Annotated in this window: 16 protein-coding genes; 3 read left to right on the top strand and 13 right to left on the bottom strand. The window is 57.4% G+C overall.

Annotation, left to right across the window (positions count from 1 at the left end):
• Positions 1 to 82: 82 nt before the first annotated feature.
• Both ACOTX5_RS02520 and ACOTX5_RS02515 read left to right on the top strand, forming a co-directional pair.
• Positions 83 to 1285 (top strand): MFS transporter, encoded by a 1203-nt coding sequence (locus ACOTX5_RS02520; protein WP_047727315.1) that lies wholly within the window; start codon positions 83 to 85, stop codon positions 1283 to 1285.
• Positions 1282 to 1659, top strand: a complete 378-nt coding sequence (locus ACOTX5_RS02515) for a DUF4440 domain-containing protein (RefSeq protein WP_015571707.1) — start codon at positions 1282 to 1284, stop codon at positions 1657 to 1659. Before ACOTX5_RS02520 ends, ACOTX5_RS02515 begins: the two co-directional genes overlap by 4 nt.
• Positions 1660 to 1709: 50 nt before the next feature.
• On the opposite strand, the gene rpoS is transcribed toward ACOTX5_RS02515, so the two are convergent.
• Positions 1710 to 2702: an RNA polymerase sigma factor RpoS gene (rpoS, locus tag ACOTX5_RS02510; protein WP_013098493.1), complete on the bottom strand. Its 993-nt coding sequence runs from the start codon at positions 2700 to 2702 to the stop codon at positions 1710 to 1712.
• A 59-nt stretch (positions 2703 to 2761) separates the two neighbouring features.
• Positions 2762 to 3835, bottom strand: coding sequence for a murein hydrolase activator NlpD (gene nlpD, locus ACOTX5_RS02505; RefSeq protein ID WP_223230139.1), 1074 nt, complete (start codon positions 3833 to 3835; stop codon positions 2762 to 2764).
• On the opposite strand from nlpD, the gene ACOTX5_RS02500 reads away from it, so the two are divergent.
• Entirely contained in the window at positions 3768 to 3908 is a 141-nt protein-coding gene (locus tag ACOTX5_RS02500) for a peptidase (RefSeq protein WP_223230135.1), read from the top strand. The two genes, nlpD and ACOTX5_RS02500, sit on opposite strands and share 68 nt — an antisense overlap.
• Positions 3909 to 4002: 94 nt before the next feature.
• Here ACOTX5_RS02500 and ACOTX5_RS02495 read toward each other — a convergent pair whose 3' ends face one another.
• The 11 genes from ACOTX5_RS02495 to cysG form a co-directional block, all read right to left on the bottom strand.
• Positions 4003 to 4629 (bottom strand): protein-L-isoaspartate(D-aspartate) O-methyltransferase, encoded by a 627-nt coding sequence (locus ACOTX5_RS02495; RefSeq protein ID WP_015571709.1) that lies wholly within the window; start codon positions 4627 to 4629, stop codon positions 4003 to 4005.
• Positions 4623 to 5384, bottom strand: coding sequence for a 5'/3'-nucleotidase SurE (surE, locus tag ACOTX5_RS02490; RefSeq protein ID WP_017382816.1), 762 nt, complete (start codon positions 5382 to 5384; stop codon positions 4623 to 4625). The genes ACOTX5_RS02495 and surE overlap by 7 nt, the downstream gene beginning before the upstream one ends.
• The gene (truD, locus tag ACOTX5_RS02485; RefSeq protein WP_045344497.1) at positions 5365 to 6414 is read right to left on the bottom strand and encodes a tRNA pseudouridine(13) synthase TruD; all 1050 of its coding nucleotides are present in this window, start codon (positions 6412 to 6414) and stop codon (positions 5365 to 5367) included. Before truD ends, surE begins: the two co-directional genes overlap by 20 nt.
• Positions 6411 to 6890 carry a 2-C-methyl-D-erythritol 2,4-cyclodiphosphate synthase gene (gene ispF, locus ACOTX5_RS02480; protein ID WP_063945134.1) on the bottom strand — a complete coding sequence of 160 codons (480 nt, stop codon included), beginning with the start codon at positions 6888 to 6890 and terminating at the stop codon, positions 6411 to 6413. The genes truD and ispF overlap by 4 nt, the downstream gene beginning before the upstream one ends.
• Positions 6890 to 7600, bottom strand: a complete 711-nt coding sequence (gene ispD, locus ACOTX5_RS02475) for a 2-C-methyl-D-erythritol 4-phosphate cytidylyltransferase (RefSeq protein WP_045911275.1) — start codon at positions 7598 to 7600, stop codon at positions 6890 to 6892. The genes ispF and ispD overlap by 1 nt, the downstream gene beginning before the upstream one ends.
• Before the next feature lie 19 nt (positions 7601 to 7619).
• The gene (gene ftsB, locus ACOTX5_RS02470; protein ID WP_003862095.1) at positions 7620 to 7931 is read right to left on the bottom strand and encodes a cell division protein FtsB; all 312 of its coding nucleotides are present in this window, start codon (positions 7929 to 7931) and stop codon (positions 7620 to 7622) included.
• A gap of 79 nt (positions 7932 to 8010) precedes the next feature.
• Positions 8011 to 8337 (bottom strand): DUF3561 family protein, encoded by a 327-nt coding sequence (locus ACOTX5_RS02465; RefSeq protein ID WP_006811767.1) that lies wholly within the window; start codon positions 8335 to 8337, stop codon positions 8011 to 8013.
• Between the two features lie 58 nt (positions 8338 to 8395).
• Positions 8396 to 9001 (bottom strand): adenylyl-sulfate kinase, encoded by a 606-nt coding sequence (cysC, locus tag ACOTX5_RS02460; protein ID WP_045911276.1) that lies wholly within the window; start codon positions 8999 to 9001, stop codon positions 8396 to 8398.
• Positions 9001 to 10425, bottom strand: coding sequence for a sulfate adenylyltransferase subunit CysN (cysN, locus tag ACOTX5_RS02455; protein WP_045911277.1), 1425 nt, complete (start codon positions 10423 to 10425; stop codon positions 9001 to 9003). Before cysN ends, cysC begins: the two co-directional genes overlap by 1 nt.
• Before the next feature lie 9 nt (positions 10426 to 10434).
• Entirely contained in the window at positions 10435 to 11343 is a 909-nt protein-coding gene (cysD, locus tag ACOTX5_RS02450) for a sulfate adenylyltransferase subunit CysD (RefSeq protein ID WP_006811770.1), read from the bottom strand.
• Positions 11344 to 11352: 9 nt separating this feature from the next.
• Positions 11353 to 12711, bottom strand: coding sequence for a siroheme synthase CysG (gene cysG / locus ACOTX5_RS02445; RefSeq protein WP_045911278.1), 1359 nt, complete (start codon positions 12709 to 12711; stop codon positions 11353 to 11355).
• Between the last annotated feature and the right edge of the window lie 12 nt (positions 12712 to 12723).

Here is a 12723-nt window from a genome sequence, read left to right as displayed (position 1 = left end):
TGTTGACAGTATATCGTGCTTTGTCGCGTTTATCCGTAACGCGCGGGCCGATACGATACGCCACCTCACCGGAGGAACTTCCATGACGTATCGCAGCAAAATCGCCGTCGTCTTTCTGCTCGGCTTTTTCCTTGATTTGATAAACATGTTTATTGCCAGTATCGCCTTTCCGGCGATGGCTCGCGCTTTCAATACCACACCTTCCGCGCTTGCCTGGGTAAGTAACGGATACATTGCCGGGCTGACGCTAGTCATCCCTTTCAGCAGTATCCTGACGCGCCGCGTCGGGCCGAAGCGCGTTATCCTGCTCTCACTGCTTCTCTTTAGCGCGGCCTCCGTTGCGGCGGGTCTCTCATCTTCGCTGGAAAGTCTGATTGCCTGGCGAGTCGTACAGGGCGCCGGAGGGGGTTTACTGATCCCGGTTGGTCAGGCGCTGACCTGGCAACAGTTTAAGCCTCATGAGCGGGCCAGACTCTCCTCGGCGGTGATGCTGGTCGCACTGCTTGCCCCCGCGTGCTCACCGGCTGTGGGCGGTATGCTGGTTCAGACATTCAGCTGGCGCTGGATATTTTTTGCCACCCTGCCCGTCGCCATTGTCACCTTTGCTTTGGCCTGCGCGTGGCTTAAAACAGAACCGTCGCCGATAAACACCACCAGGACAGTAAACCTGTCTTTGCTGACGGATCCGCTGTTGCGCTTATCCATGCTTATCTATGTGTGCGTACCCGGCATTTTTATCGGCGTGAACGTAACGGGCATGTATTACCTCCAGAGCGAGGCCAATATGACACCCGCCGCAACGGGCATGCTTATGCTGCCGTGGTCTGTGGCTTCGTTTGTGGCTATCACCGCGACAGGACGCTATTTCAACCGTATCGGCCCCCGGCCGCTGGTGGTCATCGGTTGCCTTTTGCAGGCGACGGGCATTCTGCTTTTAGTTAACGTCGGCCCGGCAATGCTGCTACCTGCCGTTGCGTTTGCGCTGATGGGCGCGGGGGGAAGCCTTTGCAGCAGTACGGCTCAGAGCAGCGCGTTTTTGACGATGCGACCGAAAGATATGCCCGATGCCAGAGCGCTATGGAATCTGAATCGTCAGTTGAGCTTTTTTGCGGGCGCTCTGCTGCTGGCGCAGGCGCTGAGCTTCATGCAGGATTATGTCGCGCCGCTGGCCGCCTGGCACGGGATGTTTGTTTTTGCCGCAGTCATCACCCTACTGCCCGTACTGTACGTCTACCGTCTTAACAACACGCAGTTACTTGCGCAACTGCAACAGGAGCAACCATGACCCATTTCGAACAAGAGATCCTCGACATTCACGTCGCCCTTGAAAACTGGTTAGGTGCAGGCGAAGGCGATCGGGACGCCCTGCTCGCCCGTTTCCGTCCGGATTTTCTGATGGTTCCACCTAGTGGCAACCCTTTAGATCATCACGCGCTTGCCCAATTTTTATATGCGCAGCGGGGAACCCGACCGGGGCTCAGGATCGACATTGATGCGTTAACAACGCTTCAGACATGGGACAACGGCGCAGTGCTCCATTACCGGGAGACGCAAACCCGGCCAGGCCAGCCCGTCAACGTGCGCTGGTCAACCGCGGTGCTTAATCAGGAAGGGGATAACATCACCTGGCGTTTGCTGCACGAAACGGCGCAGCCGTAAGGCATAAAAAAGGCCCGTCTCACGACGGGCCTTTTCTGACGAATGGTTGCTTACTCGCGGAACAGCGCTTCGATATTCAGACCTTGCCCTTGCAGGATTTCACGCAGGCGACGTAGTCCTTCAACCTGAATCTGGCGAACACGTTCACGGGTCAGGCCAATCTCACGACCGACGTCTTCCAGTGTCGCAGCTTCATACCCCAGTAAACCGAAACGACGTGCCAGCACTTCACGCTGTTTGGCGTTCAGTTCGAACAGCCATTTGACGATGCTCTGTTTCATGTCATCGTCCTGCGTGGTGTCTTCCGGGCCGTTGTCTTTTTCATCGGCCAGGATGTCCAGCAGCGCTTTTTCGGAGTCGCCACCCAGCGGGGTGTCAACCGAGGTAATGCGCTCGTTGAGACGCAGCATACGGCTTACGTCATCAACCGGTTTGTCGAGTTGCTCTGCAATCTCTTCCGCACTTGGCTCGTGGTCCAGTTTATGGGACAACTCGCGCGCGGTACGCAGATAAACATTCAACTCTTTGACGATGTGGATCGGCAGTCGAATCGTACGGGTCTGGTTCATAATAGCCCGTTCGATGGTCTGACGAATCCACCAGGTCGCGTAGGTTGAGAAACGGAACCCGCGTTCCGGGTCAAACTTCTCAACTGCGCGGATGAGACCTAAGTTGCCCTCTTCAATCAGATCCAGCAGAGCCAGACCACGATTGCCGTAACGGCGGGCAATTTTCACGACCAGTCGCAGGTTACTTTCGATCATGCGACGACGCGAGGCAACATCACCACGCAAAGCACGACGTGCGAAATAGACTTCTTCTTCGGCCGTTAGCAGTGGGGAGTAACCAATCTCCCCAAGGTAAAGCTGAGTCGCGTCCAGCACACGCTGTGTGGCACCCTGCGATAACAGCTCTTCTTCAGCCAAATCGTTATCACTGGGTTCCTCTTCTACTAAGGCTTTTTCGTCAAAAGCCTCTGCTCCGTTCTCATCAAATTCCGCGTCTTCATTTAAATCATGAACTTTCAGCGTATTCTGACTCATAAGGTGGCTCCTACCCGTGATCCCTGGACGAGACACCCTTGCTGGCATGTCCCATCAATTTATCGCTGCGGTAAATATTGCAGCGGGTTTACGGATTTCCCCTTGTAACGAATTTCAAAATGCAAGCGTGTAGAACTGGTTCCGGTGCTACCCATGGTAGCGATTTTTTGCCCCGCCTTAACTTCTTGTTGTTCCCGGACCAGCATAGTGTCGTTATGGGCGTAGGCACTCAGGTAATCATCATTATGTTTGATGATAATAAGATTACCGTAACCGCGCAGTGCGTTACCGGCATAGACAACGCGCCCGTCTGCGGTCGCGATGATTGCCTGTCCTTTACTGCCTGCGATATCGATCCCTTTGTTGCCCCCCTCAGAGGTAGCGAAGTTCTCGATAATCTTGCCGTCAGTTGGCCAGCGCCAGGTGGTGATTGACGAGCTGGCATTCTGACTGCTTGCAGTCGGTACAGTAGAGCTAACCACAGGTGCCGTAGTCGGTGCTGTGACAACAGTCGCAGTACCTTTATTATTCGGCAACATTTTGTTAGCACTCTGATCACCTGAATCCTCAGAATACGTAATTACAGGTTGTGAAGCAACCACCGTGGTGGATTTTTGTGCAGGCTTAACGCTGTTATTTTGAGCCGTCACATCTGCCGCTGAAACCGTGTTGCCAGGCGTCAGTGGGGTACCCGTTGCATTGCCTACCTGGAGCGTTTGCCCGACTTCCAGACCATACGGGGCCTGGACGTTGTTTCGCTGTGCCAGATCGCGGAAATCGTTCCCGGTGATCCAGGCAATATAGAACAGCGTATCGCCGCGCTTCACGGTATAGGTGCTGCCGCCGGTATAGCTACCTTTCGGAATGTTCCCATACTTACGGTTATACACTATGCGGCCATTTTCGGTCTGAACAGGCTGATCCACTGGCTGAATCTGCGAAGGCTGCGTAACTGGACGCTGAACCGGCTGGATCTGCGGAGTTTGCTGCGCCGTGGACGTGCCCATTTTAGGCGGAGGGGTAATCAACATTCCGCTGGACGTGTTACCCGAGCCGCTGGTTCCATTGACGGAACTGACGGGCGCAGGTGCATTGTCAGAACTTGTACAGCCTGCCAGCCAGAGCGAAACCAGTGATAATGCCGCAACACGGCTGATGGTGAATTTTGGGCTTCCCGCGCTCATTTATCCCCCAGGAATGTGTTAACTACCAGTGACTTAAAAATAACCGTGATGGCACGAACCTATCGCGCCACACCATACGCTGAATTTGCCTCAATAACCCTGGAAAAATCCGAGTCTCAGGCCAGCTCGCCCTTAACCAGGGGCACAAAGCGCACGGCTTCCACGGTATCGATAATAAACTCGCCGCCGCGTCGACGAACGCGCTTTAAAAGCTGCTGCTCATCGCCGACGGGCAAAACTAGAATGCCGCCCTCGTCCAGCTGCGAGAGAAGTGCAGCGGGAATTTCAGGTGGCGCGGCCGTGACTATTATGGCGTCAAACGGGGCGCGAGCCTGCCAACCCTGCCATCCATCGCCGTGGCGTGTCGATACATTATGTAAATCAAGCTGTTTCAGGCGACGGCGCGCCTGCCACTGCAAGCCTTTAATCCGTTCCACGGAACAGACATGGTGCACAAGGTGGGCCAGGATCGCGGTCTGATACCCTGAACCGGTGCCAATTTCCAGCACCCGGGAGTCTGGCGTTAACTCCAGAAGCTCCGTCATACGCGCCACCATGTAAGGCTGCGAAATCGTCTGGCCTTGCCCGATGGGCAGCGCCACGTTTTCCCACGCTTTGTGTTCAAACGCCTCATCTACAAACTTCTCACGGGGAACCTGGGCAAGCGCATCCAGCACCTGCTCGTTGGCGATCCCCTGTGCGCGTAATTGTTCCAGAAGAGTTTGTACACGTTTACTTACCATTGCGCGTTCACTCCGACCCGATCTAACCAGTCCGACACCACATCATGCGCGCTATAAGCGGTTAAATCTACGTGCAACGGCGTAACGGAAACGTAACCCTCATCCACCGCAGCGAAGTCGGTGTCTGGCCCGGCATCGCATTTATCTCCCGGCGGGCCGATCCAGTACAGGGTATTGCCGCGCGGATCCTGCTGGGGAATAACCTGATCGGCCGGATGGCGACTGCCGCAGCGCGTCACGCGGATCCCTTTGATCTCGTCCAGCGGGAGATCCGGCACGTTAATATTGAGGATACGTCCGGTACGCAGCGGCTCGCGGCCAAGCGCACGGAGAATAGAGCAGGTTACCGCGGCGGCAGTGTCATAGTGGGTGTGGCCGTTTAACGAGACCGCCAGCGCCGGGAACCCCAGGTGACGCCCCTCCATCGCCGCGGCCACGGTGCCGGAGTAAATCACATCATCGCCAAGATTCGGCCCGGCATTGATGCCGGAGACCACAACATCCGGCCGCGGGCGCATCAGCGCATTTACGCCCAGAAACACGCAGTCGGTCGGCGTCCCCATCTGGACGGCAATATCGCCATTCTCAAAGGTAAAGGTGCGAAGTGAAGACTCCAGCGTCAATGAGTTAGACGCGCCACTGCGGTTACGATCGGGAGCCACGACCTGCACATCCGCAAATTCGCGGAGGTGTTTCGCCAGCGTCTGAATACCTGGCGCATGGATCCCGTCATCGTTACTCAGCAATATTCGCATAATCACCCGACGTGTTGATAAGTTCCCTGACAACACTGGTGGCAAAGCTACCTGCCGGCAGCCAGAAGCGTAACTCGACGGTTACGTCATCCCACCAGTTCCAGCTCAGCTGTTGCGGGTAGAGGAGCATCGCACGGCGCGCCGCCTCGACTTTTTCCCGCACCAGCAATGATTGTAATTCTGGCGCATCCGCCACCGCTGACTGCTCAGCGGCCAGCGCCTCGCCCTGAGTTCCCCAGTCGCCTGAGCCCGGCAAGGCGGCGGTAATCATCAGCGCTTTAGCGTCCACGCGCGACTGGGCATCGGCCATCTCATCGGCCGTTGCCACAAACCAGCTTCCGCGTCCCGCTAATTGTAGCGCATCGCCGACAACAACTTGATTCGCGTCCGGTTTTTTCAGCCGTTCGCTCACAATCTGATTAAACAACGCACTGCGGGCTGCCGACAACCAAAAACTGCGTTTATTCCTGTCGCGCACCGGCGCGCTGCTTTGCGCCCAGCGCAGCGCGCCCAGCAGGTTGCTGCCACCAATGCCAAAGCGCTGTGCGCCAAAATAGTTTGGCACGCCGCGTTCGGTAATGGCCTTCAGGCGTTTTTCAACGTCATCGCGGTCGGCCACTTCACGCAGCACTAGCGTGAAATCGTTGCCTTTCAACGCTCCCGGACGCAATTTGCGTTTGTGGCGGGCATACTCCAGTACCTTACAGCCCTCAAGCTCAAATTTGCTTAAATCGGGCATGGCATTGCCGGGCACGCGGGCGCAAAGCCACTGTTCGGTCACGGCATGCTTATCCTTTTGACCGGCAAAGCTCACCTCGCGGGCGTGAATGTTGAGGAATTTTGCCAGCGCGTCCGCCACGAAGCGGGTGTTGCAGCCGTTTTTCAGAATGCGCACCAGGATGTGCTCGCCTTCGCCATCCGGCTCAAAACCCAGATCTTCCACTACCACGAAATCTTCAGGGTTGGCTTTCAGCAGACCCTTGCCCTGCGGTTTACCGTGCAGATACGTCAGGTTGTCGAAATCCGTCATTTGACCGCCTTCACCAGCAGCGCCACGGCTTCACAGGCAATGCCTTCGCCACGACCGGTAAAGCCCAGCTTCTCCGTGGTGGTCGCTTTGACGTTGACGTCGTCCATATGGCAGCCCAGATCTTCAGCGATAAACACGCGCATCTGAGGGATGTGCGGCAGCATCTTCGGTGCCTGAGCAATGATCGTCACATCAACGTTGCCGAGGGTGTAGCCTTTGGCCTGAATACGACGCCAGGCTTCGCGCAGCAGTTCGCGGCTGTCTGCGCCTTTAAAAGCAGGATCGGTGTCCGGGAACAGTTTACCAATGTCGCCCAACGCGGCGGCACCCAGCAGCGCGTCGGTCAGCGCATGCAGCGCCGCGTCGCCATCAGAATGCGCCAGCAAACCTTTTTCGTATGGAATGCGCACGCCGCCAATGATAATTGGGCCAACGCCGCCAAAGGCGTGTACATCAAAACCGTGTCCAATACGCATTATGCCTTCTCCTGAGGGGTCGTACGGGTAAGATAAAATTCCGCGAGCTGTAAGTCTTCCGGGCGCGTCACTTTTATATTATCAGCGCGCCCTTCAACAAGCGTTGGGTGGAAACCGCAATACTCCAGCGCCGAGGCTTCGTCCGTAATGGTCGCTCCTTCTTTAAGCGCACGCGTTAAGCAGTCGTGGAGTAATTCGCGGGGAAAAAATTGTGGCGTCAGCGCGTGCCATAAATCCACGCGCTCGACGGTGTGGGCAATCGCCGGTTTACCCGGTTCGGCACGCTTCATGGTGTCACGCACAGGGGCGGCCAGAATGCCGCCCACGTTACTGGTTTCACTCAGGGCCAGCAGACGTGACAGATCGTCGTGATGCAGACAGGGACGCGCGGCATCGTGCACCAGCACCCACTGCGCGTTCCCGGCAGCCTGAATGCCCGCCAGAACAGAGTCGGCCCGCTCGGCGCCGCCGTCAACAACGGTAATCTGGGGATGATGTGCCAGCGGGAGTTGCGCAAAACGCGCATCGCCGGGGCTGATGGCAATAACCACGCGTTTCACCCGGGCATGCGCCAGCAGCGCTGCCACGGCGTGCTCGAGGATCGTTTTATCACCAATTGAGAGGTACTGCTTGGGACACTCTGTCTGCATGCGACGGCCAAAACCTGCGGCCGGCACCACGGCACAGACGTCCGAAAAAGTTGCTGCCATGTCGTAATCCTGGGCCTGATTATCGATTGTTTTGTGCGGAGCCCTGATTGCGTTTAGACGCATCCGGAACCAGGCGATAAAACGTTTCGCCCGGCTTAGTCATACTGAGTTCATTGCGTGCGCGCTCCTCAATCGCCTCCTGGCCGCCATTGAGGTCATCAATTTCAGCAAAAAGTTGATCGTTACGCGCTTTAAGTTTGGCGTTTGTCGCCTGCTGTGCCGCGACGTCATCGCTCACCCGGCTGTAGTCGTGCAGTCCGTTTTTGCCGAACCACAGCGAATATTGCAGCCAGACCAGCAAAGCCAGCAACAGCAGCGTTAGTTTACCCATCCTGCCCCCTGAAAAAACGGCATCATCATCCCATAACTTTCCGCTGGACTCTACTGCGGGGTTTTAATTATGCCGTAAGTTAGCCCATCAGCCATAAAAACAGCAGGCCAAAGATGACCACAACGGTGGCGATAGTGATGAGCGTACTATACAGGAGCTTGCCGTTGAAAAGGGAGTGCAGCGCCACGCCCACAACCACCGCAACGGGCATCAGCGCCAGAAAGAAAGGCCAGGTATAGAGGAAGAAAAAGAGGGTGTTACCACCGTAGATCAAAAACGGGATACCCAGCGCCAGTAGCCACGATACGAAGCCGACTATCGCCCCAGGGAAGGACCAGGTCGTCTCGTCGTCGGTCGTTAACGGTTCCGACCCGGTGGTAATCATGTAGTTTTCACTGTTGCGCATAGCTAATCCTGTGACCGTGACTCATCGCTCGGGAAGACAGCTCCCGAACGATACCGTCTCAGGATCTGATAATATCGTCCCGTCTGAGCAGGTCTAATAATTGGCTTACTAAATTTGTTACCAATTGTTGACCTTGCAGATGAATCTCAGGGGATTCAGGCGCTTCGTAAACCGATTCAATGCCGGTGAAGTTTCGCAGCTCTCCCGCGCGGGCTTTTTTATACAACCCTTTCGGATCGCGCGCTTCGCAGATTGCCAGCGGCGTATCCACAAACACTTCAATAAAGCGATTCTGCCCCACGCGCTCGCGCACCATCTGACGTTCGGCGCGGTGCGGTGAGATAAACGCCGTTAGCACCACCAGCCCGGCATCCGCCATCAGGCTGGCGACTTCCCCCACCCGACGAATGTTCTCTTTACGATCTTCATCGCTGAACCCTAAATCGCTGCACAGGCCGTGACGCACGTTGTCGCCGTCCAGCAGGTAGGTGCTCACCCCCTGCTGATGCAGCGCCTCTTCCAGTGCGCCTGCCACCGTGGATTTACCGGAGCCAGACAGCCCGGTAAACCACAGCACAACCCCACGGTGACCGTGGAGCTGTTCGCGCTGGGCGACGGTGACCGGATGAGGATGCCAGACGACGTTCTCATCATGGGCAGCCATTACTTGCCTCCCAGCAGATCGCGTGCGCCCCAGTGCGGGAAGTGCTTACGCACCAGCGCGTTAAGCTCCAGCTCAAACGCGCTGAACTCAGAGGCCACGGCAGCCTGCGCGTTTGGCTCACGCACCATCCCGGCACCGACGGTGACGTTGGTCAGGCGGTCAATGAAGATCAGCCCGCCCGTCACCGGATTCTGCTGATACGGATCCAGCACCAGCGGCTCGTCGAAGGTCATATCCACCAGACCGATGCCGTTCAGCGGCAGCTCGCTCACGTCACGGTGGGTCAGGTTGTTGATGTCCACCTGGAACTGAATGCCGTCCACGCGGGCGCGGGTTTTCTTGCCGGCGATTTTAATGTCATAGCTCTGGCCTGCGGTCAGCGGCTGTTCGGCCATCCACACTACATCCACGGATGCGCCCTGCACCGCCGCCAGCGTTTCCTGCGCGTCGACCAGCAGGTCGCCGCGGCTGATATCAATTTCGTCTTTCAGTACCAGGGTTACCGCTTCACCTGCCCCGGCTTCGTCCAGATCGCCATCAAAGGTGACGATACGGGCGATGGTCGATTCCACGCCGGATGGCAGCACCTTGACGCGCTGACCCACCTTCACGGAGCCTGAAGCGAGAGTACCGGAGAAGCCGCGGAAATCGAGGTTCGGACGGTTCACGTACTGCACCGGGAAGCGCATCGGCTGGGTATCGACCACGCGCTGAATTTCAACGGTTTCCAGCACTTCCAGCAGCGTCGGGCCGCTGTACCACGGCATGTTCGCGCTCTGAGAGGCGACGTTATCCCCTTCCAGCGCCGACAGCGGCACAAAGCGAATATCGAGGTTGCCCGGCAGCTGTTCAGCAAAGGTCAGGTAGCTCTGGCGGATCTCGTCGAAACGCGCTTCGCTGTAGTCCACCAGATCCATTTTGTTTACTGCCACCACCAGGTGTTTGATCCCCAGCAGCGTAGAGATAAAGCTGTGACGACGAGTCTGATCCAGCACACCTTTACGGGCGTCGATCAGCAGGATCGCCAGGTCACAGGTGGACGCGCCGGTCGCCATGTTACGGGTGTACTGCTCGTGCCCCGGGGTGTCGGCGATAATAAATTTGCGCTTTTCGGTAGAGAAGTAGCGATAGGCGACATCAATGGTAATGCCCTGCTCGCGCTCCGCCTGCAAGCCGTCCACCAGCAGCGCCAGGTCGAGTTTTTCGCCCTGGGTGCCGTGGCGTTTGCTGTCATTGTGCAGGGAAGAGAGCTGATCTTCGTAGATCTGGCGCGTGTCGTGCAGCAGACGACCAATCAGGGTACTTTTCCCGTCATCCACGCTGCCGCAGGTCAGGAAACGCAGCAGGCTTTTGTACTGTTGGGCGTGCAGATAAGCTTCTACGCCGCCTTCATCGGCAATTTGTTGGGCAATAGTCGTATTCATGGCGGCTCCTTAGAAATAACCCTGACGTTTCTTCAGCTCCATGGAGCCTGCCTGGTCGCGGTCAATCACGCGGCCCTGTCGCTCACTGGTGGTCGACACCAGCATCTCCTCGATGATCTCGGGCAGCGTCTGCGCACTGGATTCCACCGCGCCGGTCAACGGCCAGCAGCCGAGAGTACGGAAACGGACCATCTGTTTTTTGATCACTTCGCCCGGCTGTAAATCAATGCGATCGTCGTCGATCATCATCAGCATGCCGTCGCGCTCCAGCACCGGGCGCTCGGCCGCCAGATACAGCGGAACGATCTCAATATTTTCCAGATAGATGTACTGCCAGATATCCAGCTCGGTCCAGTTGGAGAGCGGGAAGACGCGAATGCTTTCGCCCTTGTTGATCTGGCCGTTGTAGTTGTGCCACAGCTCCGGACGCTGGTTTTTCGGGTCCCAGCGGTGGAAGCGGTCGCGGAAAGAGTAGATACGCTCTTTGGCGCGGGATTTCTCTTCGTCACGTCGCGCGCCGCCGAAGGCCGCATCAAAACCGTATTTATTCAGCGCCTGCTTCAGCCCTTCGGTTTTCATGATGTCGGTATGCTTGGCGCTGCCGTGCACGAACGGGTTGATGCCCATCGCCACCCCTTCCGGGTTTTTGTGCACCAGCAGCTCGCAGCCGTAGGCTTTGGCGGTACGGTCACGAAACTCGTACATCTCGCGGAATTTCCAGCCGGTATCCACGTGTAACAGCGGGAACGGCAGCGTACCCGGATAAAACGCTTTGCGCGCCAGGTGCAGCATGACGCTGGAATCTTTACCGATGGAGTACATCATCACCGGGTTAGAAAACTCGGCGGCCACTTCGCGGATAATGTGGATACTTTCCGCTTCGAGCTGCCGCAGGTGAGTAAGTCGTTTTTGGTCCATAACCGTTCCTTAAGCCAAATTTATAACAGAAGTGCCAAAGCCTTCTGTGTCGGTTGTGTGTTGGAACCAGGCGAGCGTGCTGTGCAGCTGCACCACTTCTCCCACCACGATCAGGGCGGGCATTGGGGCGTCTTTCGCCAGGGTTGCAAGGTCTTGTAAGGTGCCGATGGCGACATGCTGATCGACGCGTGTCCCGCGGGAGATCACCGCTACCGGCGTCGTCGCATCGCGACCGTGCTGAATAAGCTGTTCGCTGATGTCAGCCGCTTTCATCGTGCCCATATAAATCGCCAGCGTTTGTCGGCTCTGGGCGAGATGCGACCAGTCAAACGGCGTGCTGTCGGCTTTATAGTGCCCGGTCACAAAGGTCACGCTCTGGGCGTAATCGCGATGGGTCAGCGGAATACCGGCGTAGGCCGTGACGGCAGACGCCGCCGTAATGCCGGGAACCACCTGGAACGGGACGCCCGCTTCGGCTGCCGCCTGCAACTCCTCGCCACCACGACCGAAGATAAACGGGTCGCCCCCTTTCAGGCGCACCACGGTCTTGCCCGCTTTCGCGGCGGCAATCAGCATCTGGTTGGTGTCGTGCTGGGGCACGGAGTGCTCGCCGGCACGTTTGCCGACGCAAATTTGCTCCGCGTCACGGCGGATCAGCTCGCGAATACCGTCGGTGACCAGGTGGTCATAGAACACGACATCCGCATCCTGAAGAGCCTGGAGGCCACGCAGCGTGAGCAGCCCGGCATCGCCCGGCCCGGCGCCCACCAGAATGATCTCCCCGCCCGTACTGCCGGGGTTATCCAGTTCGTCTTCGAGAATTTGTTGCGCTGCCGTCTCGTTACCGGCCTGCATCAGGCTGGCAAAGCGGCCGCGAAACACACGCTCCCAGAAGCGACGGCGTTCCGTCACGCTGGTCAGACGCGTTTTCAAATGGTTGCGCCAGTAGCTGGCCTTCTCCGCCATGCGTCCGAGGCTGGTCGGCAGCAGCGCTTCGATTTTTTCTCTCAGCACGCGCGCCAGCACCGGGGCGGTGCCGCCGGAGGAGATCGCCACCAGCAGCGGCGAGCGGTCGACAATCGACGGGAAGATAAATGAACATAACGGCTGGTCGTCTACCACGTTCACCAGACGGTGACGGGCCTGAGCTGCGTCGGAGATGCGGCGGTTGAGCGCCCGATCTTCGGTTGCCGCAATCACCAGCACCACGCTGTCGATCTGAGACTCTGCAAAATCCGCCTCTGCAACAATCTGCACCTGCGCCCCGGCGCGTTGCAGGAAGGCGATTTTGCGATCGGCAATTTCACCCGTCCCGACAACCAGTACCGGTCGGTCTTTTAAGGCAGCAAAAAGGGGGAGATAGTCCACAGGCAACAACTC

The organism is Enterobacter cloacae complex sp. IR5441 (assembly GCF_049238215.1).
GTDB lineage: Bacteria > Pseudomonadota > Gammaproteobacteria > Enterobacterales > Enterobacteriaceae > Enterobacter > Enterobacter hormaechei_C.
Note: the sequence above shows the minus strand (reverse complement) of the source record. Positions and strands in the feature narration are given on the sequence as shown.